20 protein-coding genes are annotated in these 24542 nt (G+C 63.6%); 10 read left to right on the plus strand and 10 right to left on the minus strand.

The genetic code is table 11. The features are described from left to right. Nucleotides 1-22: 22 nt before the first annotated feature. On the minus strand, nt 23-1654 hold the full coding sequence (locus tag KBW98_RS00205) for a response regulator (RefSeq protein ID WP_211518060.1): 1632 nt from the start codon (nt 1652-1654) through the stop codon (nt 23-25). 202 nt (nt 1655-1856) lie between these two features. On the opposite strand from KBW98_RS00205, the gene purL reads away from it, so the two are divergent. From purL to KBW98_RS00240, 7 genes are all read left to right on the plus strand, one after another. Next, nucleotides 1857-5894 (plus strand): phosphoribosylformylglycinamidine synthase, encoded by a 4038-nt coding sequence (purL, locus tag KBW98_RS00210; protein WP_211518061.1) that lies wholly within the window; start codon nt 1857-1859, stop codon nt 5892-5894. A 107-nt stretch (nt 5895-6001) separates the two neighbouring features. Next, the gene (locus KBW98_RS00215; RefSeq protein ID WP_211518062.1) at nt 6002-7450 is read left to right on the plus strand and encodes an AAA family ATPase; all 1449 of its coding nucleotides are present in this window, start codon (nt 6002-6004) and stop codon (nt 7448-7450) included. A 1-nt stretch (nt 7451) separates the two neighbouring features. Then, nucleotides 7452-8402: a hypothetical protein gene (locus KBW98_RS00220; RefSeq protein WP_211518063.1), complete on the plus strand. Its 951-nt coding sequence runs from the start codon at nt 7452-7454 to the stop codon at nt 8400-8402. Nucleotides 8403-8559: 157 nt separating this feature from the next. After that, nucleotides 8560-9276 (plus strand): DNA-binding protein, encoded by a 717-nt coding sequence (locus tag KBW98_RS00225; RefSeq protein WP_211518064.1) that lies wholly within the window; start codon nt 8560-8562, stop codon nt 9274-9276. 161 nt (nt 9277-9437) lie between these two features. Beyond that, nucleotides 9438-9980, plus strand: a complete 543-nt coding sequence (locus tag KBW98_RS00230) for a hypothetical protein (protein ID WP_211518065.1) — start codon at nt 9438-9440, stop codon at nt 9978-9980. Nucleotides 9981-10173: 193 nt separating this feature from the next. Next, nucleotides 10174-10491: a hypothetical protein gene (locus KBW98_RS00235; RefSeq protein ID WP_211518066.1), complete on the plus strand. Its 318-nt coding sequence runs from the start codon at nt 10174-10176 to the stop codon at nt 10489-10491. 200 nt (nt 10492-10691) lie between these two features. Next, nucleotides 10692-11144, plus strand: a complete 453-nt coding sequence (locus tag KBW98_RS00240) for a hypothetical protein (RefSeq protein WP_211518067.1) — start codon at nt 10692-10694, stop codon at nt 11142-11144. A gap of 87 nt (nt 11145-11231) precedes the next feature. Here KBW98_RS00240 and KBW98_RS00245 read toward each other — a convergent pair whose 3' ends face one another. The 6 genes from KBW98_RS00245 to KBW98_RS00270 form a co-directional block, all read right to left on the minus strand. After that, nucleotides 11232-12008 (minus strand): peptidylprolyl isomerase, encoded by a 777-nt coding sequence (locus KBW98_RS00245; RefSeq protein ID WP_211518068.1) that lies wholly within the window; start codon nt 12006-12008, stop codon nt 11232-11234. A 94-nt stretch (nt 12009-12102) separates the two neighbouring features. Beyond that, on the minus strand, nt 12103-12882 hold the full coding sequence (locus KBW98_RS00250; protein WP_211518069.1) for a peptidyl-prolyl cis-trans isomerase: 780 nt from the start codon (nt 12880-12882) through the stop codon (nt 12103-12105). Between the two features lie 103 nt (nt 12883-12985). Then, entirely contained in the window at nt 12986-13270 is a 285-nt protein-coding gene (locus KBW98_RS00255) for a BolA family transcriptional regulator (protein ID WP_211518070.1), read from the minus strand. Then, a complete protein-coding gene (locus tag KBW98_RS00260; RefSeq protein WP_211518071.1) occupies nt 13267-13896 on the minus strand; it encodes a septation protein A in 630 nt (209 codons plus the stop codon). The genes KBW98_RS00255 and KBW98_RS00260 overlap by 4 nt, the downstream gene beginning before the upstream one ends. A gap of 23 nt (nt 13897-13919) precedes the next feature. After that, nucleotides 13920-14315 (minus strand): peptide-methionine (R)-S-oxide reductase MsrB, encoded by a 396-nt coding sequence (msrB, locus tag KBW98_RS00265; protein WP_211518072.1) that lies wholly within the window; start codon nt 14313-14315, stop codon nt 13920-13922. 17 nt (nt 14316-14332) lie between these two features. Then, complete coding sequence (locus KBW98_RS00270; protein ID WP_267876122.1) at nt 14333-15775, minus strand: YdiU family protein; 1443 nt, start codon at nt 15773-15775, stop codon at nt 14333-14335. Between the two features lie 407 nt (nt 15776-16182). On the opposite strand from KBW98_RS00270, the gene KBW98_RS00275 reads away from it, so the two are divergent. Both KBW98_RS00275 and KBW98_RS00280 read left to right on the plus strand, forming a co-directional pair. Beyond that, nucleotides 16183-17835 (plus strand): 3-(methylthio)propionyl-CoA ligase, encoded by a 1653-nt coding sequence (locus KBW98_RS00275; protein WP_307727564.1) that lies wholly within the window; start codon nt 16183-16185, stop codon nt 17833-17835. Nucleotides 17836-17904: 69 nt separating this feature from the next. Beyond that, entirely contained in the window at nt 17905-19047 is a 1143-nt protein-coding gene (locus KBW98_RS00280) for a DUF3616 domain-containing protein (RefSeq protein ID WP_211518073.1), read from the plus strand. A 4-nt stretch (nt 19048-19051) separates the two neighbouring features. On the opposite strand, the gene KBW98_RS00285 is transcribed toward KBW98_RS00280, so the two are convergent. Both KBW98_RS00285 and KBW98_RS00290 read right to left on the minus strand, forming a co-directional pair. Further along, complete coding sequence (locus KBW98_RS00285) at nt 19052-19555, minus strand: hypothetical protein (protein ID WP_211518074.1); 504 nt, start codon at nt 19553-19555, stop codon at nt 19052-19054. A gap of 38 nt (nt 19556-19593) precedes the next feature. Beyond that, nucleotides 19594-20175 (minus strand): hypothetical protein, encoded by a 582-nt coding sequence (locus tag KBW98_RS00290; protein ID WP_211518075.1) that lies wholly within the window; start codon nt 20173-20175, stop codon nt 19594-19596. Nucleotides 20176-20451: 276 nt separating this feature from the next. Here KBW98_RS00290 and KBW98_RS00295 point away from each other — a divergent pair, with 276 nt between their 5' ends. Beyond that, on the plus strand, nt 20452-22542 hold the full coding sequence (locus tag KBW98_RS00295; protein WP_211518076.1) for a 3-hydroxyacyl-CoA dehydrogenase NAD-binding domain-containing protein: 2091 nt from the start codon (nt 20452-20454) through the stop codon (nt 22540-22542). A gap of 238 nt (nt 22543-22780) precedes the next feature. Here the strand turns inward: KBW98_RS00295 and KBW98_RS00300 are convergent, their stop codons facing one another. Then, the gene (locus KBW98_RS00300; RefSeq protein ID WP_229428887.1) at nt 22781-24481 is read right to left on the minus strand and encodes an MFS transporter; all 1701 of its coding nucleotides are present in this window, start codon (nt 24479-24481) and stop codon (nt 22781-22783) included. Between the last annotated feature and the right edge of the window lie 61 nt (nt 24482-24542).

The raw sequence follows: 24542 nt of genomic DNA on the forward strand, positions 1-24542 counted from the left end.
AGGGCGCCGCGATGAGCGGCAATCAGGCCGCGGCGATGCCGTACTTCCGTTTTGCCGCTCCGAACTCGTCGCCCAGGGCCGCCAAGCGCGGATGCTGGGCGTCGATCGCCCGGATCCGCTCCATCTGTTCGGCGGCCACTTCGCCCAGGTGGTGATCCCAGCCCAGCTCGTTGATCTGGCGGAGAATGCCGCCGGTCACGGCCACCATCACCTGCAGGTTGTCCGGCGCCATGTGCAGCGCCTCGAGCAGGGTATGCACCGCGCCGCGCACGTCGCCCATGTTGCGCTTCTCGTCCGCCACGCCCAGCAGGATCTGGGCTTGCGCCTTGAGCTGCTGGCCCATGCCGTCGGCCAGGTCGGGGCGGCCGGCGCGCACGAAGACGCCGATCGCCTCATCCTTGCTCACGCCGCTGTCGACGTCGTTCATCACGGTCAGCATGACGTCCGAGGCCTGGGAGTCGAGCTTGTGGTCGAGGCAGGCCTGGGCCAGGCCGATCTTGAGCGCAGGCGACAGTCCGCTGGCGCCGCGCACCGCATTCACCGCCGCATGCAGCTCGGCCACCGCGGCGGCCGGGTTGCCGGCCTTGTCCTGCACCAGCGCGCTCGAATAGGCCTTGCAGGCATCCGCCGCCGGGCTGCCGCGCAGCGAGCGCTCCAGGTCGCGCACCACGTTGCCGGCGCCAGCGACATCGCCGCGCGTGACCAGGGCCTTGACCAGGTTGACATGGTCTTCGGGATTACGGAATTCGGAATAGCGCGCCTTGCTCACCACCTGGCGGAAGGATTTCTCGGCGACCTCCGCGTCGCCGGCTTCCATGGCGACTTCGCCCAGCTTGCGCAGGCGGCGCACCATGTGCGGCGAAATCGAGACCGCTTCCTCCAGCACCTTCTGCGCTTCGGCGGGCGTGCCGTCGATCTCGATGCAGCGCGCCAGCAGGTCGTAGGCGCCCATCAGCTGGGGATTGCCCTGGATGAGCTGCTCGAGCACCGCGCGCGCTTCCTCCACCTGCTCCTGCGCCACCATGGTGCGCGCCAGGCCCAGGCCCGCCCAGCCCAGCGGGCGCTCGGCCAGCACCTCGCGGTAGATCGAGGCGGCTTGCGCATGCTCGCCGAGGGCCACGTGGAGGTCGGCGCGCAGGCGCGTGAAATCGAGGGCGAAGCGCGGGCTGGCGGCCTGGCCTTGCTCGCAGGTGCGGATCGCTTCGCGCAGCTTGCCCTGCGCGGCCTGCTGCCAGGCCGGGAGCAGGGCGGCGCGGCGCTCGAGCGCGCGCTTGATGCGGCCGCTCAGCATGTCCACCGTGAAGGGCTTGAGCACGTAGTCGGTCGGGGTCAGCTCGGCCGCGCTGACCACCTTGCCGTACACGCCCTCCGACGTGAGCATGATGAAGATGGTCGAGGCATTGATCAGCTTGTGGTGGCGCAGGTCTTCCAGCAGCTGCTGGCCGTCCTGGCCCTCGCCGGAGCCGCTCGCCAGGTCGTACTCGCACAGGATGACGTCGTAGGCGCGGCGCGAGAGCTGCTTGATCGCCGTATTGGCATTGATGGCGTACTCGACCTTCGAGATGCCGATCTGGGCCAGCATGTTCTGCAGGCTGGTGCGCATGCCCTGGTTGGGATCGACCACCAGGACCGCCAGGTTTCCGTTCTCTTGCATCGTTGCCGTCTCTCCGCACGTGGCGCGCGGCTGGTCAAGGCGCGCTTCTTGTCATTTTGTACCGTAAAGATACCTATAAGCATCGCTCATATCAAGAAATCTTCGCAAGGAGGCTTCGGTATCAGGCAATGTTGCAACGCTGTATAATAGCGGGCTATCTTCCACCCTAGCAGCCACGCTGCATCAACCGACTGTCCAAGCCATGTTGATTCTGCCGGGTTCCAACGCCCTCTCCGCCTTCCGTAGCCAACGCCTCCTGAGCCAATTGCAAGCCGTCGCCCCGTCGATTGCCGCAGTGCAGGCGCGCTTCTACCACTTCATCGATGCCAGCGCGCCGCTGACGACGGATGACACCAACCGCTTGACGGCCATGCTCACCTATGGCGAGCCGGCCCCGGAAGCACTGTACGAGGGCGTGACCGAGGAGTTCTTCGTCATCCCGCGCCTGGGCACGATTTCGCCCTGGGCCTCGAAGGCGACCGATATCGCCCACAACTGCGGCATGGCGCATGTCCACCGCATCGAGCGCGGCGTGGCCTATACCGTGGTGCTGAAGGGCGGCATCCTGGGCACCGGCATCGGCGCGCCGAAGAAGCTGGCCGGCCAGGAAATCGACGGCGTGATCGCCTTGCTGCACGACCGCATGACCGAGACCGTGCTGCGCCATGCCGACGAAGCCCGGCAGCTTTTCCGCGAACTCGAAGGCAAGCCGCTGGAAGCGATCGACGTGCTTGGCCAGGGCCGCGACGCGCTGGTGCGCGCCAATACGGAACTGGGCCTGGCGATGTCGATCGACGAGATCGACTACCTGCACGACGCCTTCACCAAGGCCAAGCGTAACCCGACCGACGTCGAACTGATGATGTTCGCCCAGGCCAACAGCGAACACTGCCGCCACAAGATCTTCAACGCGGACTGGATCATCGACGGCGTCAAGCAGGAAAAGTCGCTGTTCGCCATGATCAAGAACACCCACCAGCTGAACCCGCGCGGCACCGTGGTCGCCTACAGCGACAACTCCTCGATCATCGAAGGCGCGACCGTGACCCGCTTCCATCCACGCGCGGGCGAAGTGTATGCGCCGTCGACCGAGCTGGTGCACACCCTGATGAAGGTCGAGACCCACAACCACCCGACCGCGATCTCTCCGTTCCCGGGCGCCTCGACCGGCGCAGGCGGCGAGATCCGCGACGAGGGCGCGACCGGCCGCGGCGCCAAGCCGAAGGCGGGCCTGACCGGCTTCACGGTGTCGAACCTGCTGCTGCCGGATGCCCAGCGTCCATGGGAAAACGCCAGCGACGTCACCAAGGGCGAAGCAGGGCGCACGGACAGCGTCTACGGCAAGCCGGAGCGCATCGCTTCGCCGCTGCAGATCATGATCGACGGTCCGATCGGCGGCGCCGCCTTCAGCAACGAATTCGGCCGTCCGGTGCTGGGCGGCTACTTCCGCGCCTACGAGCAGAACGTGGGCGCGGCGGGCGCGGTCTTCGGCTACCACAAGCCGATCATGATCGCCGGCGGCATCGGCAACATCTCCGCCGCGCACACCCACAAGGACGAGATCCCGGTCGGCTCGCTGCTGGTCCAGCTGGGCGGCCCGGGCATGCGCATCGGCATGGGCGGCAGCGCCGCCTCCTCCATGGCCACCGGCACCAACACCGCCGACCTGGATTTCGACTCGGTCCAGCGCGGCAACCCGGAAATGGAGCGCCGCGCCCAGGAAGTCATCAACGGCTGCTGGCAGCTGGGGGCCGACAATCCGATCATCTCGATCCACGACGTGGGCGCGGGCGGCCTGTCGAACGCCTTCCCGGAAATCGTCAACGACGCCAAGCGCGGCGCGGTCTTCGAGCTGCGCAAGGTGCCGCTGGAAGAGTCGGGCATGGCTCCGAAGGAAATCTGGTCCAACGAATCGCAAGAACGTTATGTGTTGGCGATTTCGCCTGATAACCTGGTGAAATTTGCAGCACTGTGCGAACGCGAGCGCTGCCCCTTCGCCGTGGTCGGCACCGCCACCGAAGAGCGCCAGCTGCGCCTGATCGACGACCAGGCGAGCGACCCGGCGAATGCCGCCCCGGTCGACATGCCGATGGACGTCCTGCTCGGCAAGCCGCCGAAGATGCTGCGCGACGTCGAACACGTCAAGCATAGCTTCCCGCCGGTCGACCTGACCGGCATCGAACTGGAAGAAGCGGGCCGCCGCGTGCTGCTGCAGCCGACCGTGGCCGACAAGTCCTTCCTGATCACCATCGGCGACCGCACCGTGGGCGCCATGACCGTACGCGACCAGATGGTCGGCCCCTGGCAGGTCCCGGTCGCCGACTGCGCCGTCACCGCCATGTCCTACGAGGGCTTCGTGGGCGAAGCGATGGCGATGGGCGAGCGCACCCCGCTGGCCGTGATCGACGCCGCCGCCTCCGGCCGCATGGCCGTGGGCGAGGCGATCACCAACATCGCCGCCGCCGCCATCAACGATATCTCCGACATCAAGCTGTCGGCCAACTGGATGGCGGCCTGCGGCCAGCCGGGCCAGGACGCCGCACTGTTCGATACCGTCAAGGCGGTGGGCATGGAACTGTGCCCGGCACTGGGCGTGTCGATCCCGGTGGGCAAGGATTCGCTGTCGATGCGCACCACCTGGAACGACGAGGGCCAGGGCAAGGCGGTGATCTCGCCGGTCTCGCTGATCGTGTCCTCGTTCGCGCCCGTGCAGGACGTGCGCCGTTCGCTGACCCCGCAGCTGCGTTCGGACCTGGGCGAGACCGCCCTGGTGCTGATCGACCTGGGCCGCGGCAAGAACCGCCTGGGCGCCTCGGTGCTGGCGCAAGTCACCCAGCAGCTGGGCGACAGCGTGCCGGACGTCGATTCCCCAAGCGACCTGAAGGCCTTCTTCCAGGCCATCCAGCGCCTGAACCAGGACGGCAAGCTGCTGGCCTACCACGACCGCTCGGACGGCGGCCTGTACGCCACTTTGTGCGAAATGGCCTTCGCCGGCCGTACCGGCGTCTCGGTCAACCTCGACATCCTGACCATGGAAGGCGAGCACGCTTCGGACTGGGGCGACGCCAAGAACTGGGCCGGCCAGGTGGCTGAGCGCCGCAACGAGATGACCCTGCGCGCACTGTTCAACGAGGAACTGGGCGCCGTGGTGCAGGTGCGCGCGGAAGACAAGGGCGCCGTCATGAACGTGCTGCGCGAGCTGGGCCTGGGCGCCTGCAGCCACATCATCGGCAAACTCAACGACCGCGGCGCGATCGAATTCACCCGCGACGCCAAGGTGATCTACAACCAGAGCCGCAGCAGCCTGCACCGCCTGTGGAGCGAGACCAGCTGGCGCATCGCGCGCCTGCGCGACAACCCGGCCTGCGCCGATGCGGAATACGAGCGCTTGCTGGACGAGCAGGATCCGGGCATGAACCCGAAGCTGACGTTCGACCTCTCGGAGAATGTCGCCGCCCCGTTCATCGCGACGGGCGTGCGTCCGCGCGTGGCCATCCTGCGCGAGCAGGGCGTCAACTCGCATATCGAGACCGCCTGGGTGATGCACCAGGCCGGCTTCACCGCCGTCGACGTGCACATGAGCGACCTGATCGCGGGCCGCGCCAGGCTGGACGACTTCCATGGCCTGATCGCCGTGGGCGGCTTCTCCTACGGCGACGTGCTGGGCGCCGGCGAGGGCTGGGCCAAGACCATCCTGTTCAACCCGGCCCTGGCCGAGCAGTTCGCCAGGTTCTTCCAGCGCCAGGACACCTTCGGCCTGGGCGTGTGCAACGGCTGCCAGATGCTGAGCAACCTGAAGTCCATCATCCCGGGCGCCCATGCCTGGCCGAAGTTCACCCGCAACAAATCGGAGCAGTTCGAGGCCCGCTTCGGCATGGTCGAGGTGCTGGATTCGCCGTCGATCTTCTTCCAGGGCATGGCCGGCACCCAGGCGCCGATCGCGATCGCCCACGGCGAAGGCTACGCCGACTTCTCGCTGACCGGCGACATCGATGCGGCGCTGAAGTCGCTGCGCTATGTCGACAACCGCGGCCAGGCCACCGAGACCTATCCGTTCAACCCGAACGGCTCGCCGGGCGGCCTCACCGCCGTGACCACCGAGGACGGCCGCTTCACCGCCATGATGCCGCACGCCGAACGCGTGTTCCGCACCGTGGTCCACTCGTGGGCCCCGGATGCGTGGGGCGACGAGTCGCCGTGGATGCGCATGTTCCGCAACGCGCGCAAGTGGGTCGGCTAACATGAGGAATTCGCAGCGACGTAGAGCTGATTATCGACGGTCTTATATCCCAGTCCAGTTTGTGGGGAAATTTATCGCCGCCACCCACTCGAAAAGTGACAGTATCGATGACCATTAATTTCGGAGAGAAGATGACCCCGTTTGGTATTCAAAGGCTTGTTGTTGAGGGGCTCCATGAGCAATTTGATGTAGACTTAACTCTTAAGCCGGGGCTGAATATCATTTATGGTAAAAATGGGCGCGGTAAAACCACGGTATTACATATTCTAGTTAACGCGCTCGAGTTAGATTTTAAGCGGTTTGAGCATTTGAGTTTTCGTCGGATCGTTTTAACAACATTCAACGGGGCCGAGCTGCAGATTTTGAAAATTCATGGAGTCGGGCTACAGATTCTATTAGACGGCGCAGCCACGTCGTTCGGCGGCGATAATCAAAGTCTATCCGACGCCGAATCAGCATCGTTACGTGCAGCACTGGGTCCGCGCCCTACTTATCTTCCTGCGTTTCGTTCTGTTCTAGAACGCATTCGAAATGAGTACATGTCACCTTATCGAGATCCCGTAAGGGAGTCGGAAATCGAACTGCTCACTTCTAAAGAGCAAATGGCACTTCGAGAAGCCTCTGAGTCGAGGGAAAGTATTATCGAATCGCGCTCATTCCGCGAGGAGGCTTCACAAACTGCAAGAAAGACAGTTCAGTGCCGACAGTGGTTCGGGTCATTTATCCCCGTAGTCCGATACCCTTCAATTAATGAAGTTGACGATGGCCTTACTGCAGAATGGCGCAGTGCTCAGCTAAAAATGGCACAGCGAGAGCAAAATATGTTTGCTGAAGTTTTTGTTCGCGTGTTTCGAACGATTGTCGGTTTGGACCAGCGCGAAAGTGCCGACGAGAATGAGGATAGCTTAATCGCCTCAGTTGCTTCGCTGCTCGACGACAGCGATGATGAGAATACCAATCATGGACCAAGTGAGATCTATGGTCGGCTGCTTGAAGCTGTTGACTTCCTCAAACAGAAAGGTGATCGTGACTCGCAGAGTGTTGAAAGCTCTGTTCTCCAGTTGTATTTGGAAACTCTTTCCACTAGAAAGCTTGAGCGAACTATTGCCTATCAAAAAACGAAGGACTTTGAGTCGTCGATCAACAAGTTTCTCGACAAGAAAACACTCCGTATCGGAATCCGTGAATATGAAGCACGCGGACGGCCTCGTAGTAGCGTTGTTCGCGTCGGCACAAAAGGTGGACGCTCATATGGTTTAAGCTCTCTGTCATCTGGTGAAAAGCAAATACTAACAATGTTATATTCAGCAAGTCGATCGAGATTCCGAAAAGGTATGTTTGTGATTGATGAACCGGAGCTTTCGCTGCACATCGACTGGCAGCGACAGATCCTAAGGGAGTTAATGGCGCAGGCACCCGATTGTCAATTAATCGCGTGCACCCATTCGCCGGAAGTTGGTGCTGATCACTTTGAGGAAACGCAAGATTTCGAACCAACGCCTACTGCACCTGTTATGAACGATTTGTTTGACGAAGCGGATCACTCTGAGGAATAAAATGCAGGGTTATTCGATTAATGGTTATCTGAATGCTGTTCGTCGTCGTTCTAGTAAAACGATCTTGGTTGAAGGAAGTAGTGATTATGCTGCATTGACGCGGCTAAAACGATCGAGCGGTGCGAAATTGGGTGTGGAGCCGCCTGGTCAAATTGACGTCGCGAGTATTATCACAGACGAGCGCGTTAAAGGATACGGGAAACGGCAGATTCTGCAGGAAGTCCTTGGCGAGGTGGTGGCCAAAGATCCGACTGGCGTTAATTTTTCCAGTAAGTTTGGAACCCTTCAGGATCGCGAATGGGATGGGTTGAATGCAGACATCAAGTTAATGAGTCCTTGGGTCCCTCCAATTCAAAATCCCCCGCATTTTGTTACTATTGGCCACTCGATTGAAAATTATTTATTTTCCGTTGAAGCTATCGAGGCGTTTTTGCGCTTCAATTTTTCAAACGAACTGAACCAAGATTTTTTTAACTTGCTGCATCTACGCTATCGAGCGATCATCCATTTTGCGGCGATATATTCCCTCGGAGTTCGCAAGATTTTCGCCATTTCTAAAGCCCAGTCGCTCATCACCCGCAGTTGCGCCGAATGGAGCGGTGCTTCATATGTGCTTAGTTCTTCTATTGAGCCGCTGTTCAAGCAACGACACATTGCTTTTCCCGTTGAATTCGTAGCAGAAGTAAATCTTGCAATCGAAGATTTTTCTCAAGAACATCCTAACCTTGAGCCTGCGATTTGGATATGCCATGGACATATTGGCGAAGATGCGATATGGGCTTGTTTAGGCAATTTGGCGCGAGAATACTCTGGGAGTGACCAGCTAGGCCAGAATGTCGAAAGAGGAGCAAAAGACTTTCGCTTCAAGCATGCAGTCGATCACCTCGCGACTGAGGAGGGAATTCCAAGGGAGCCACTCACGTCGGCAATCGAATGGCTGTGCTCACCGTAACCTCAATGAATATCACGAGACTTTCGAAGGAATTGAGTTAGTCTAGAAAAAGAGAAATTTTTCTCAGTCAGATCAATCCACAGTGCCACTTACTAGCGGATTAGGTCATGGCCTATGATATCCTCCACGGAGAAAAACTAGATAGGAACGGAGAACCATGGCAAGCGAAGACGTCACTTTCGAAACTGTGGCCGCGGCCGCATCGCGCCTGCAAAAGGACGGCAAGGAAGTGAACATCGATGCGGTGCGCGAGGCGCTGGGATTCGGCGCCCCGGCCGCAATCTACAAACACCTGTCCGCCTGGCGCGCCGAGCACGCCAAACCGCCGGAGCTGCCGCGCCCCGACATCCCCGAATCGATCGTCAACGACCTGGTCGAGTGGGTCAGGCAGTTCGCCGACCAGGCCAGCGCCGGCGTGCGCGCATCGGTCGCCCAGACCGCCAGCGACACCGAGGCCCTGCTGCGCGCCGGCGACGAACTGGAAGCCGAGCGCGACGCGCTGGCCACCGACCGCGCCCGCGTGGAGGCCGAACTGGCCGACCGCTCGGAGGAGATCGACCGCCTGAACGCCGAATTGCGCAATGCGCGCCAGATCGCGACCGAGGCGCTGGTGAGCAAGGCCAAGGACCAGCTGGCGATCGACGGCAAGGACAAGCAGCTGGCCGAACTGCGCGCCCAGCTCGAACGCAATGTCACGGCGCAGGCGGAAGAGTCCGACCGCCGCCTGGCCGCCGAGATGGACCTGGTGGGCGCCACCACGGCGCGCGACAGCCTCGAAGCGGAGCTGAAGGACTTGCGCAAGCAGCTCGAGACTTCGTATTCCGAGCGCAGCAAGCTGCGGGCGGAGATCGAAGTCTTGCGCGGCAAGAAATGAGCATGTCTAGAGAATAAGTTTTTCATAGTAAATTCCAAGACTTGCACGCCTGAGCTGACGCAAGCCGGGCCGCGCTGCGCGCGCGCATCATCCTCTCGACGCGGCCATTCCGGCCGCCCAACCAGGAGGATACGAAGGGCTTCGGTTCTTGCTTCACCCGTGTGGCGCGCGACGGAGCGCTGCTGTTCGCACTGCTGTTCGGCCTGGCCGGCGCCGCCGCCGCGCAGGGACAGGTAATGGCGGCCAAGTCCGCCGTTCTGGCGGATGCCTGCGCCCAGCTGGTCATGCAGGCCGAGGCGGAACAGGCCGACTGCGGCTGCCCGCCCAAGGGCTGCGTGCGCACCCAGGGCTACTGGAGCAACAAGCCGGGCGTGACCTGGCCGTCCGGCTTCGACCGCAATGCACCGTTCTTCTCCAGCGGCCTGAGCTGGCAGCAAGTCATGGACCGGCCAACCCGGGGCGACGCCTACCTGATCCTGGCGCACCAGTACGTCGCGGCGGTCATGAACCGCGCCGCCGGCGCTTCCGCACCGTCAGGCGTGCAAAGCGTCATCAACGGCGCGACCACCTGGTTCAACAGCGGTGTCACCCTGGGCCAGTGCATGGCCGGCGGCTGCCTGCTGCAGCGCGCCTGGGCCGGCGTGCTCGACACCTATAACAACGGGAACTATCCGGGGGCGCCGAAGCATTGCGATGAAACCTGAGCTGCGTCCAGCGGCGTTGGATGGGCTGAACGAAATCGCTCCAATTATTGGAACTTTTTGCTTGCCTTATCCGTAACGGGTCACCTACACTTGGGTGGAAGCGCGCATTCCGGCGCGCTTCCGCAGGAGATCTCCGCGCAGTGTGGCGCGCACGGTGGATCCCCCGTTCAACCGCGGTCGGTATGGTGGCGCTATGGCTGGAATACGTGCATTCATCGAATCTCTCGTCGACGAACGGGCTCCCGGCGTACCTGCGGAGGCCATTGCGGAAGTACTGGACCGCCTGCTCTGGTGTGTTGCCGACGGTGGCGAGGAAATCCTCACGCTGCGCGACCGGTGGCTGGCGTCGGGGGACGAGTACCGGATCGCGGTGGCGCTGTCGATGAACGACGTCTTTCCGTTCAACACCAAGCCGCAACTGGAGGAGGGGCTGGCAGGAATTGCCTCGCGCTTCCCAAGCTTGCGCGGCAAGTGCATCGAGTGGCTTGGGCATTCCAGCGAGCTGCCTTGAGTGCGGTATCGACCGCGTGTTCCTGAAGAAGCAAGCGGCCCGGCTGGCCGATCCTGCTCGGTCGGCGCGGTGCCGGAGGTCCGAAGCCGTTGTCGCAAGTCGATGTGGCTTGCGGGGCCTCGCCGGTATGGCGGACCCTTCGATCCCTCAGGATAGAGCGTAGGATGGGCACTACTGCCACCAAATCGCGTGAGGTAGCCATGTCTACACCAAAGCTGAGCGACGAAGCCCTTGCCGTGCTCCTCCAGGAATATGCCTTCCTCAAGGACGAGATCAAGGAACGCTTACAGATTGCCTTTTCGCATGTCGCCTACGCCGGCGCAATTGCCGCCTTCGCCATCCCGGCCGCGGACAAGCTTTCCGACGTGCCGGAACGCGCGCTCGTCCTTGGCGGCGTTCCCCTGACGGGCTTGCCGCTGGCGGTCGCCATCATCGGCCTGCTTGCGCTAGCCGGGGTCGCCTGGTTCAATATGCGTTGGGTAGGTCATTGCGGGCGCTATGTCCGGCTGATCGAGACGCGGGTAAATGCGCACTTCGGCGCGAGGGTCCTTGGTTGGGAGCATTATGCGCGACGTCACTCCACCAGGCGCTGGCTGTGGCGGAAAGGGCGAAAGGCCCGGCCCAGGCAAGCTTCGGTGCCGGGCGCCGGCTAGCATCGCCGGGCGCGACGCGCCGGGTCCCCGTTCCTGGAATAAAAAAGCGCTCCCTGGGGAGCGCTTTTCGTTTGCCGAAGCAGGAAATTACTGCACCTTGGCCTTCTTGACCAGGCTTTCGCGGTACTGCGCAACCTGACGCTGCTGCAGCTGTTCCGCGACCTGCTGCTTGACTTCGTCCAGGGCCGGGATCTTGGCCGCGCGGGTGTCTTCCAGCTTGATGACGTGGTAGCCGAACTGCGTTTTCACCGGGGTCTCGGTGATGGCGCCTTTTTGCAGCGAGGTCATGGCCTTCGAGAACTCAGGCACATAGGCCGCCGGGCTTGCCCAGTCCAGGTCGCCGCCGTTGTTGGCGCTGCCGTCTTTCGACTGCTTGGCCAGCTCTTCGAACTTGGCGCCGCCCTTCAGTTTGGCGATGATGGCCTTGGCTTCTTCCTCGGTGCCCACCAGGATGTGGCGTGCGTGGTATTCCTTGTCGCCCACGGTTGCCTTGTACTTGTCGTACTCGGCCTTGATGTCGGCGTCCTTGACCGGGTTCTTCTTGACGTAGTCCGCGAGCATGGCGTTGATGATGATGCTCTGGCGGGCATTGTCGATCGCCGCCTTGACGTCGGCGCGGGCGCCGATGTTCTGCTTGTCGGCTTCCTGGATCAACACTTCGCGGCTGATCAGGTCGCGCTTGATCGCTTCGCGCAGCTGCGGCGAATCGGTGGCGCGGCCCTGGGCGACGACTTGCTTGACCAGCTGGTCTACCTTGGCCGCCGAAATCGGCTTGCCATTGACGGTCGCAACGTTTTGCGCGAATGCTGGCATGGCAACCAATGCGGTCATGGCTAACAACAGGCGGGCTGGCTTCAAAATCATTGTTGAGATCCTATATAAACACGAAAAGTATCGCCGCGGGCGACGAGAACCGGCGCGCATTCACGAAGGAAGACCGCGCCGGCGACAGCACATCTTACTGCACCTTTGCCTTTTTGACCATTTGGTCCGAGTACGCCTGCAGCTTCTGCTGGGTCAGCGAATCGGCGATCTGCGGCTTGACTTCTTCCAGCGACGGCAGCTTGGCCGCACGGGTGTCGTCCAGCTTGATCACGTGGTAGCCGGCCTGGGTCTTGACCGGGGTTTCGGTGATCGCGCCTTTTTGCAGGCCGGTGAAGCCGGCGGCGAATTCAGCCGGGAAGGAGGCCGGAACGGCCCAGTCCAGGTCGCCGCCACTGTTGGCGGTGCCGGTGTCCTTGGACTGCTTGGCCAGGTCTTCGAACTTGGCGCCGCCCTTGAGCTTGGCGATGATCGCCTTGGCGTCGGCTTCGTTCTCGGCCAGGATGTGGCGCACGTGGTATTCCTTGTCGCCGGTCTGCGCCTTGAACTTGTCGTACTCGGCCTTGATTTCCGCGTCGCTCACCGGGTTCTTGGTGATGTAGTCCTTGGCCAGCTGGTTCACGACGATGGCCTGGCGCGCATTGTCCAGCGCCGCCTTGACTTCCGGCTTCTTGTCGTAACCCTGCTTGACCGCTTCCTGCATCAGCACTTCGCGCTCGATGAGGCCTTTCTTGATCATCTCACGCAGCTGCGGCGAATCCTGGCCCTGGCCCTGCGCAACGACTTGCTTGACCATCGCATCGGCACGCGCCGACGGGATCGGCTTGCCGTTGACCACTGCGAGGTTCTGGGCAAAGGCGGGCGCCGCTCCAACGGCGATCAGGGCTAACAGCAGGCGTGCTGGCTTAAAAGTCATGTGGTGTTCCTGTAGCGGTATATGCTGGACGAGATTAGATTAGTTCTTGTAACAACCAGTTCAATTGTCGGCGAGTTTTCTTAAAGCAGCCTGAAGCCGACTTTCAGGACTGTTCGGAAGGCGCGATCGCCGTGATGGCAAGTGCGTGGATTTCCGCTTTGTTAATCATTTCGTGCACGGCATCATACACAAGACGATGCCGCATGACTAGCGTACGTCCCTGGAACTGCTCCGAGACGATTTTCACGCTGTAATGACTGCCGCCGCCGGCCGCGCCCGCATGGCCGGCATGCAGGTGCGAATCGTCCGTGATCTCGAGCAGGGTCGGGTTCAGTTCGGCCTGCAGGCGTTCGCGCAGGCGTTCGGTGCGTTCTAGCGGGGTGCTCATGCGTCCTCCTCAATATGTTTGGAAAGCATCAGGGTCTGGACCACGACGAAGGCGAAGAAAATGCCGGTAAAGCCGAACAGCTTGAAGCTGACCCAGGCGCTGGTATCGGTGCGGAACACCACGAAGGCCATCAGCAGGTTCAGCAGGCCCATCGCGAAGAAGAAGACGATCCAGGCATAGCCGACCCGGTTCCACACGGGATCGGGCAGCTTGACCTGGGCTTCCATCACCGAGCGCATCAGGTTCTTGCGGTAGAACACCTGGGCCACCAGCAGGGCCGCGGCGAAGGCCCAGTACAGGATGGTCGGCTTCCATTTGATGAAGGTATCGTCGTGGAAGTAGATAGTGGCGCCGCCGGCCACCACGATCACGCCCAGCGACAGCCACAGCATGTTGTCGACCTTGCGCCCGCGCACCAGGAGGTAACCGATCTGGAGGAAGGTGGCGACGATCGCCACCGCGGTCGCCAGCAGGATCGCCGACTGGCTGGGCGGCACGGCGCCGCCCGCGATCAGGCCGCCGAGATACTGGGTGGCCAGGCCATGGGCCCAGTCCTGGTGGTTCTCGCCGTATTTATAGACGCCGAAGAACAGGATGACCGGGAACAGGTCGAACAGGAATTTCATTGCGGGGTGGTCCTCAGGAGAAGTTAAACAGGTTCGAAGCGCAGCGAGGCCGAGTTGATGCAGTAGCGCAGGCCGGTGGGCGGCGGGCCGTCGGGGAAGACGTGGCCCAGGTGGGCATCGCAGACGGCGCAGATGATCTCGGTACGCAGCATGCCATGCGTGCGGTCTTCCTTCTCGATCACATTGTCCGGATCAAGAGCGCGGAAGTAGCTGGGCCAGCCGCAGCCCGAATCGAACTTGGCGTCGGATTCGAACAGCGGGGTATCGCAGCAGACGCAGTGGTAGATGCCGTGCTCGTGATGGTCCCAGAACTTGCCGGTGAAGGCGCGTTCGGTGGCGGCGTGGCGGGTCACCTGGTATTGCATCGCGTCGAGCTGGGCGCGCCATTCGGCGTCGGTCTTGGTCACTTTATCGGTCATGATGGTCTTTCGCTGGTTCAGGAAGAGCAGCTTACTTCAAGATGGGCCGCCCAATCCGGCGGCAGGGCCGCATAGGATGCGTTCTCGGGCTGTTCGTCGTAGGGGCGCTCGAGCACGGCGAGCAGCCTGCGCACGCCGCCGAAGTCGCCATTCTGTGCCTGTTCGATCGCCACCTGGGCCAGATAGTTGCGCAGCACGTACTTCGGATTGACGCGGTCCATCGCCGCGCGGCGCAGCGCATCATTGCTGCCCTCGGCGCGCAGGCGGGCGCGGTAGGCATTCGCCCACGTGTCGAAGGCCGCGCGGTCGATGAACAGGTCGCGCAGTGGACTGTCCGCCGCCGGGTCGTCGGCCTGCAGCCCGCCCAGGCGGCGGAAGAACAGGGTGAAATCGGCGTGATTGTCCTGCAGCAGCTGGAACATGGCGTCGAACAGGGCGCCGTCCTCGTCGCGCACGTCGCGCAGGCCGAGCTTGGCGTGCAGCAGCTCGTCGAGCTGGGCGCCGAAGGCCGGGCGGTAGACGTCGAGCGCCTCCTCGGCTTCTTCCGGCGTCCCGATCAGCGGCAGCAGGGCGTTGCCCAGGGCATAGCAGTTCCAGTGTCCCACCGGTACCTGGTTGGCGTAGGAATAGCGGCCGCCCTGGTCGGTGTGATTGCAGATGTGCTGGGCGTCGAAGGCTTCCATGAAGCCGAAGGGACCGTAGTCCAGGGTCAGGCCCAGGATCGACATATTGTCGGTGTTCATCACGCCGTGCATGAAGCCGACCGCCTGCCAGTGCGCGATCATGCGCGCGGTGCGGCGGGTGACTTCGGCCAGCAGTTCCTTGTAGGGATTGGCGGCGCCGGTGAACTCCGGGTAGAAGGTCTTGATCACGTAGTCGGCCAGCGTGCGCAATTCGTCCTGCCGGCCGCGGTGGTACCAGTGTTCGAAGGAACCGCAGCGCACGAAGGAGGGCGCCATGCGGGTGACCACGGCAGCGGTCTCGACCGATTCGCGCACGACCTGCTGGTGCGAGCCGGTAACCATCAGCGCGCGTGTCGTCGGGATGCCGAGGGCGGCCATCGCTTCCGAGCACAGGAATTCGCGGATCGACGAGCGCAGCACGGCGCGCCCGTCGCCCATGCGGGAGTAGGGCGTCATGCCTGCGCCCTTGAGCTGGAGCTCCATCGGCCCGTTCGGGGTGGCGATGTCGCCCAGGGTGATGGCGCGGCCGTCGCCCAGCTGTCCGGCCCAGACGCCGAACTGGTGGCCCGAGTACACCGCCGCGAGGGGCTGCGAGCGCACGGCGATCTTGTTGCCCGTGAACACGGCAACGAAGTCCTCGCGCGCCAGCTCGGCCGCATCCAGGCCCACCAGCGCGGCCGCCGGAGCGCTCGCCGCGATGAAATGGGGCGAGGGCAGCGGGGTCGGCATCAGGCGCGTGTAGAAGGCCGGCGGCAGCTCGGCGAAGGAGTTATTCAGGGGGAGTTCGTCGGCAGTAATGGCGGTTCCAGTATCGGTGGACGGTGATGTCGGGATTCTACCGTACCGCGGCGAATGTGGAGGCGCACAGGAGGAGTATCAGGAACCGGGCTGTGAGATCCCCCGCTCCTCAGTCAAGGTCATTCCGGCGAAGGCCGGAATCCAGGTTTGCATGCGTCACTCCGCCGCTCACCATGAATATGCGTAAAACTTGGGTTCCGGCCTACGCCGGAAGTCGCAGGCGCCAGTGGCGCGTACGACGTGACAACAATGGAAGACAGCCTCGTGAGCACCCGCCGCCATGCGCACCGAATAACTGCTGCAACGCATCATCGAATTGCATTGACGCCCGTGCTATTCGCACGTTACAACTTTCCTGAAGTTGTTAAATGAATATGGAGACGCCGATGACCGACTACCCGATGAGCCCGCTGATGGGCCAGATGATGGACCAGCCGCTGCTGGTCTCGAGCATTATCGAGTTCGCCGCCCGCCACTATGGCGACAGCGAGATCGTGTCGCGCCGGGTCGAAGGCGACATCCACCGCTATACCTACCGCGAGTGCGAACAGCGCTCGCGCAAGCTGGCCCATGCGCTGGCGGGCCTGGGCGTCAAGATGGGCGAGCGCGTCGCCACCCTGGCCTGGAACGGCTACCGCCACATGGAGCTCTACTACGGGGTGTCCGGCTCCGGCGCCGTGCTGCACACGATCAACCCGCGCCTGCACCCCGAGCAGATCGCCTACATCATCAACCACGCGGAAGACCAGTTCCTGTTCTTCGACCTGACTTTCCTCCCGGCCATCGAGGCCATGGCGCGCACCTGCAAGACGGTGAAGGGCTACGTCGCCATGTGCGGCCGCGAGCACATGCCGGCCAAGACCGACATCCCCATGCTGCTGTGCTACGAGGAGCTGGTGGCGGCCGCCCCCGGCGACTACCGCTGGCCGCAGTTCGACGAGCGCAGCGCCGCCGCCCTGTGCTATACCTCGGGCACCACCGGCAACCCCAAGGGCGCCCTGTACTCGCACCGCTCGACCGTGCTGCACGCCTACGCCTCGGCGATGCCGAACGCGCTCAACGTGTCCTCGGCCGACGTGGTGCTGCCCGTGGTGCCGATGTTCCACGTGAACGCCTGGGGACTGCCGTACTCGGTACTGCTGTCGGGCGCCAAGATGGTCTATCCGGGCGCGGCCCTGGACGGCAAGTCGCTGTACGAACTGTTCGAGCAGGAGGGCGTCACCTTCTCGGCCGGCGTGCCGACCGTCTGGCTGGGCCTGATCAACTACGTGATGCAGAACGACCTGCGCTTCTCGACCTTCCGGCGCACCGTGATCGGCGGCTCGGCCTGCCCGCCGGCGATGATGGACACCCTGATCGACCGCCTGCGCGTGCAGGTGATCCACGCCTGGGGCATGACCGAGATGTCGCCGCTCGGCACCGCCTGCACCCTGATGGGCAAGCACATGAAGCAGCCGATCGAGGAGCAGCGCGCCGTGCTGCGCAAGCAGGGTCACGCGATCTATGGCGTCGACATGAAGATCGTCGACGACGACGGCAGCGAGCTGCCCTGGGACGGCGTCACTTATGGCCACCTGCTGGTCAAGGGGCCGTGGGTGGTGTCCGGCTACTACCGCGACGAAGGCGGCGGCGTGCTGCAGGACGGCTGGTTCCCGACCGGCGACGTGGCCACCATCGACCAGGATGGCTACCTGGCGATCACGGACCGCAGCAAGGACGTGATCAAGTCGGGCGGCGAGTGGATCGGCTCGATCGACCTGGAGAACGTCGCGATGGCCCATCCTGCCGTGCTGCAGGCGGCCTGCATCGGGGTTCCGCACCCGAAGTGGAGCGAAAGGCCGCTGCTGGTGGTGGTGCGCCGTCCGGGCATGGACGTGGCGCGCGAGGAGCTGCTCGCCTTCTTCGAAGGGAAGGTCGCCAAGTGGTGGATCCCGGACGACGTGGTGTTCGCCGACAGCCTGCCGGTCGGCGGCACCGGCAAGATACAGAAGAACAAGCTGCGCGAGGCCTACGGGGAGTACCACCTGCCGACCGCCTGACTTGGCTGCGCCGCATCCGCCGGCTTGGCGGTATGCTCTGCCGTATCGTGAACCGCACGGAGACGGCGCATGCATCCATCGAATATCGTCCTGCTCGAATTCCATCCCGAGCAGGACAACCTTACCCACGACAAGGAGCTGCGCGACGGCTTGTCAGTCGCCCTGCGCATGGGGAAGACGCTCTGGCTGGCGAATGACGAATCGGTCAGCCTGGAGCGCCTGACCCTGGCGGACAGCGACAGCTCGGGAAAAAGCAGCTTCACGCGCGACCACAAGCAGTACGCCCTGCACGACTTCCTCGACCTGCCCCTGCCGCCACATGGCGAGAGCAAGGACGACATCAACGAAGCCGACATCGAGGGCCTCGCCTGCGACGACAAATACCTGTGGCTGGTCGGCTCGCACAGCCTGCGCCGCAAGCAGCCCAAGCCTGGTGACGGCGCGAAGAAGGCGCACAAGCGCCTGTGCTCGGTGGGCGCCGACGGCAACCGCTACCTGCTGGCCCGTATTCCCATGATGGACGAGGGCGACGCCAAGACCCTGGCGAAGGAGGTCGAGCACAAGGGCAAGCGCCGCAGCGCGGCCGTGCTGCGCGGCGACGAGCACGGCAACGAACTCACCGCGCTGCTCAAGCAGGACGAGCACTTCGGGCCCTTCCTCGCGATTCCCGGCAAGGACAACGGTTTCGATATCGAGGGCATCGCGGTCGCCGGCAAGCATCTGCTGCTGGGCCTGCGCGGCCCGGTGCTGCGCGGCTGGGCGGCGATCGTCGAAGTCTGCCCGGTCGACGACGACCAGCCCGGCCGGCTACGCCTGGGACCGGTCGACGGCGAGGGACAGCCGTACCGCAAGCATTTCGTCGACCTGCACGGCCTGGGCATCCGCGACCTCTGCGTGCAGGGGAAGGACCTCCTCATCCTGGCCGGGCCGACCATGGACCTGGACGGCCCCGTCTACGTCTACCGCTGGCCCGGCGGCGCGGCGCCGGACAAGGAGGGGGTGGTGCCTCACGACGAGCTGGAGCGCATGCTGGCGCTGCCCTACGGCGAAGGCGTCGACCATCCTGAGGGCATGACCCTGTTCCCCGGCCAGGACGGGGACGAGGGCCTGATGGTCGTGTACGACTCGGCCTCGGCCAGCCGGCAGATCGGCGACAGCATCATCGTGGCGGATGTCTTCCCGCTGCCGCGCCCCGCCAGGCGGCGCAAATGATGCGCTAGCGCCGCAGTGCGCCGACCGCCGACCACAGCAGGCGCGGCGCGTGGTACAGCACGTAGCCGATGACGGCCAGCACACTGGCAACCAGCACTGGCAGCACCGGACCGAAGGCAAAAGTCAGGCCGAACACGAAGCCGAGCACGGCCTCGGCGCGGTAGATCGGCACGAACAGCGCCAGCAGCAGCAAGCCCTGCATCAGGTACTCGCACAGGTCGGCGCGTCCGCTGCTGAAGAAGAAAGCGATGGCGGCGCCGAACAGCAGGCCGGCGCAGAATCCGGGTGCGGCGCCGGCGGCCAGGGCGGCGCCCTTGAAACGGTGCTCGATACGGCTGGCGGCGATCCAGGTCAGCAGCGGCAGGAGCAGCAGGCCCCACCAGTTGGAGATCGCGGGCATGTCTTCACGCGCCAGCAGGTGGTGCGCCGGAACCCCGGTGCCGGCGTGTTGCCAGGCCAGGATGAACGCCGTGGCGAAGGCCACGGCGACAGTGAGTTGGCCGCGCATGCTGACTCCTCGTTAACTGGACAAGAGGATTGTGGCAGTTATTCGGCGGAATGCAATGCGTGCTGCATGTTCTGCGGCTCGGCGCGCTGGGCGGGCTGGGCGCGCGAAGCGGCCGGCGTGTCCGGCGCCGTGCGGAACAGCGCGGCAACCAGTTCCCAAGCCAGCCGCAGCCCGTGGTGCCCCAGGTAGGCGGCCGGGGCCAGGAAGCAGGCGGCCAGCACCGGCACCACCGGTCCGAAGGCGTAGGACGCCCCGAACACGAAGCCGAGCACGCATCCGGCGCGGTAGATCGGATAGGACAGCATCAGGAAGACCAGGCCCTCGCCAAGGAAATCGGACAAGTCCGGCCGCCCGTGCTCGTAGAAAAAGCCGAGGGCGCCGCCGAACAGTAGCGCGCCAACGAAGTCCTTGAGCAGGGCTTCGCCCTCGTAGCCGGGACGCACCCGGCCCAGCGCCAGCCAGGTGACGGCCGGCAGCAGGATCAATCCCCACCAGTTGGACAGCGCGGGCAGCTCCTCTTCGCCAAACGGATAATGGACCGACACGCCGTCGGTCAGGTACTGGACACCGAGTACGAGGGCGACGGCGAGCGTCACCCGGAACGTGAACTTGCTGCGCATTCTCTCTCTCCCCATCAGGCCGGCTTGATGGAAGCCAAGCCTGTTTATTGTCTTATTGGCACGCGAGCGAGTATTGTGCTCCAGCGGGCGCGAGCACAGGCGAATTGTTGCGTTCGGTAAGCAGGATATTTTCGACTTTTGGTCGTTTTACAACGGGCCGATAGCCTGTCATCAATCGGTCATCGAGACCGCATAGATTGCCGAAATAATACGAACGTTCTATTAATTCGGTTATAGTTGCCGGATAGTTTTCAACCGATAAGGAGAAGAAGAGACATGAGCGCCGATTACCAGGTTCATGGCAATGTTGCCGTCATCACCTTGAACAATCCGCCGGTCAACGGCCTCGGATTGGCCACCCGCAGCGCCGCCGTCGAAGGCGTGCGGCGCGCCGAGGCCGACGAGGCGGTGCAGGCGATCGTGATCACGGGCGCCGGCAAGGCATTCTCGGGCGGCGCGGACATCCGCGAGTTCAATTCGCCCAAGGCGCTCACCGAGCCGACCCTGCATTCCCTGATCCGCGTGGTCGAGAACGCCTCCAAGCCGGTGGTGGCCGCGATCCACACGGTGTGCATGGGCGGCGGCCTGGAACTGGCCCTCGGCTGCAACTACCGGGTGGCATTGCCGGGCGCCCAGATCGCCCTGCCCGAAGTCAAGCTCGGCCTGCTGCCGGGCGCCGGCGGCACCCAGCGCCTGCCACGCCTGCTAGGCCTGGAAATGGCCCTCAACATGGTGGTCTCCGGCACCCCGGTGGCATCCGAGAAGCTGGCCCAGACCGCGCTGTTCGACGAGGTCTTCCCGGCGGGAACCGACCTGCTCGGCGCCGCCATCGCCTTTGCGCAGAAGGTGGCCGACGTGCGTCCGCTGCCGAAAGTGCGTGACCGCAAGGTCGACTACCCGAACCACGAAGCCTTCCTGCAGTTTTCGCGCAACACCGTGAAAGCCATGGCCGGTCCCTTCCCGGCGCCGCTGGAGTGCGTCGAGGCCGTTGCCGCCTCGGTGACCAGCAAGGATTTCGAGGCCGGCCTGAAGTTCGAGCGCGAACGCTTCCTGCACCTGACCCAGACCCCGGAATCGAAGGCGCTGCGCCACTCCTTCTTCGCCGAGCGCGCCGTCGGCAAGATCCCCGACGTGCCGTCCGACACGCCGGTGCGCGCCATCGCCAGCGCGGCGGTGGTGGGCGCGGGCACCATGGGCGGCGGCATCGCCATGAACTTCGCCAACGCCGGCATTCCCGTCACCATCCTCGAAACGCAGCAGGAGGCCCTCGAGCGCGGCCTGGCGACGATCCGCAAGAATTACGAGAGCAGCGTCAAGAAGGGCAAGCTGACGGCCGAAAGGCTCGAGCAGCGCATGAACCTGATCCGCACCACCCTGGACTACCAGGACATCGCCCAGGCCGACATCGTGATCGAGGCGGTATTCGAGGACATGGGCGTCAAGGAGAGCGTGTTCCGCGAGCTGGACCGGGTGATGAAGCCGGGTGCGATCCTAGCCTCGAACACCTCGACCCTGGACCTGGACCGCATCGCCGGCTTCACCGAGCGCCCGCAGGACGTGATCGGCCTGCACTTCTTCAGCCCGGCCAATGTCATGAAGCTGCTCGAGATCGTGCGCGGCAAGGCGACCGGCAAGGACGTGCTGGCGACCGCGATGGCGCTGGCGAAAAAAATCAAGAAGACCGGCGTGGTGTCGGGCGTGTGCGACGGCTTCATCGGCAACCGCATGCTGGAGCAGTACCTGCGCCAGGCCTACTTCATGCTGGACGAAGGCGCGCTGCCCGAGCAGATCGATGCGGCCATCGAGGGCTTCGGTTTCGCCATGGGCCCGTTCCGCATGAGCGACCTGGCCGGCAACGACGTCGGCTGGTACATCCGCAAGCGCCGCGCCATCGAGTCGCCCGAGATCGCGTACTCGAAGACCGCGGACCTGCTGTGCGAGCAGGGCCGCTTCGGCCAGAAGACCGGCGCCGGCTGGTACGACTACAAGCCCGGCGACCGCAAGGCCTATGCATCGGACCAGGTCAACGACATGATCGTGCGCCACTCGGCCGACATCGGCGTGACGCGCCGCGCGATCCCGGACGCGGAGATCGTCGAGCGCCTGGTGTTTGCGCTGGCGAACGAGGGCGCGAAGATCCTGGAAGAGGGCATCGCGCTGCGGGCATCGGATATCGACATGGTCTACCTGACGGGCTACGGCTTCCCGCTGCACCGCGGCGGACCGATGTTCTACGCGGACAGCGTGGGGCTGCCGAACGTGCTGGGCGCGATGGAAAAGTATGCGCGCGGGCGGCATGGGGAGGCGTGGAAGGCGGCGCCGCTGATGGTGAAGCTGGCGGCGGAGGGGAAGGGGTTCAATAGCTGACGCGGCTGCGTGGTGCGCAGATGGAACGCCGCGGAACTTGGGTCCCCGCCTGCGCGGGGATGACGTTCGAGAGCGCCTGGTCGTACGAAGCTGTTGTGGCCTGCTGCTTATGAACGTCATTGCCGCCACTGGCGGCAATGACTCCCCGCGAAGGCGGGGACCCAAGTTTGTTCGCAGACCGCCAGCCAAAAAAAATGCCGCTGTCCCCAGCGGCATTTTCCGTTAACCGATCCGCAGATCAGTCATGCGCGTAGATATCGTTGTCCTTGGTCTCGCGAATGAACAGCGCCCCCACCACGACGGTGATCAGGGCGATGATGATCGGATACCACAAGCCGTAGTAGATGTCGCCCTTGAAGGCCACCAGCGCGAAGGTGGTGGTCGGCAGCAGGCCGCCGAACCAGCCGTTGCCGATGTGGTAGGGCAGGGACATCGAGGTGTAGCGGATGCGGGTCGGGAACATCTCGACCAGCATTGCCGCGATCGGGCCGTACACCATGGTCACGTAGATCACCAGGATGAACAGCAGCAGCACCAGCATCGGCTTGTTCACCGCGGCCGGGTCGGCCTTGTCCGGGTAGCCGGCCGCCTTCAGGGCGCCCGTGACTTCCTTCTTCAGCGCGGCTTCGCGTTCCTTGCTGGCGGCGTCGAAGTTCAGGTTGTCCGGAGTCATGACCGCGTTAAACGACTGGAACACGTTCTCGCCCACCTTCACCGAGGCGACGGTGCCGGCCGGGGCGTCCTGGCGGGTATAGCTGACCGAGGCCGCGGTCAGCATGCGGGTGGCGATGTCGCAGGAGGACGGGAATTTCTTGGTGCCGGTGGCGTCGACCTGGAAGCTGCAGGTGTTCGGGTCGGCCACGACCACCACCGGCGAGGTGTTGATCGCGTTTTCCAGCGCCGGGTTGCCGTAGTGGGTGATCGCCTTGAAGATCGGGAAATAGGTCACCGCGGCGATCAGGCAGCCGCCCAGGATGATCTTCTTGCGGCCGATCTTGTCTGACAGCGAGCCGAAGAAGATGAAGAACGGGGTCGCGAGCAGCAGCGAGATCGCGATCAGGATGTTCGAGGTCGGCTCGTCGATCTTCAGGGTCTTGGTCAGGAAGAACAGGGCGTAGAACTGGCCGGTGTACCACACCACCGCCTGGCCCATGGTCAGGCCGACCAGGGCCAGCAGGGCGATCTTGCCGTTCTTCCAGTTCAGGAAGGCTTCCGACAGCGGGGCCTTCGAGGTCTTGCCCTCGGCCTTCATCTTGGCGAAGGCGGGCGACTCGGCCATCGACATCCGGATCCACACCGAAATTCCCAGCAGGACCACCGAGATCAGGAAGGGAATGCGCCAGCCCCAGGCCTGGAACTCCTCTTCGCCCATCGCGGTGCGGGTGCCGAGGATGACCAGCAGCGACATGAACAGGCCGATGGTGGCGGTGGTCTGGATGAAGGAGGTGAACAGGCCGCGCTTGCCGTGCGGCGCGTGTTCCGCCACATAGGTGGCGGCGCCGCCGTATTCGCCGCCCAGGGCCAGGCCCTGCAGGATGCGCAGGGTGACCAGGATGATCGGGGCCGCGATGCCGATCTGCGCATGGCTGGGCAGCAGGCCGACCAGGAAGGTCGAGGCGCCCATGATCAGGATCGTGACCAGGAAGGTGTACTTGCGGCCGATCATGTCGCCCAGGCGGCCGAACACCAGCGCGCCGAAGGGGCGCACGATGAAGCCGGCGGCGAAGGCCAGGAGCGCGAAGATGAAGGTGGTGGTGGGGTCGCCGATGAAGAACTGCTTGGCGATGATGGTCGCAAGGGAACCGTAGAGGTAGAAGTCGTACCATTCAAAAACGGTACCGAGGGAAGAAGCGACGATGACCTTGCGTTCTTCCTTGGTCAGACCAGAGGAGGGGGCTGTTGCCTTGCCTCCGGCGGTCATACCGGGTGTGATAGCCATGTGTGTCTCCGTATAGTAATTGTCTTTCGGATTGCTGCTTGGCGGTTTGCTGACTGCGCTG

This window comes from Massilia sp. ST3 (genome assembly GCF_018119405.1).
Taxonomy (GTDB): domain Bacteria; phylum Pseudomonadota; class Gammaproteobacteria; order Burkholderiales; family Burkholderiaceae_D; genus Telluria.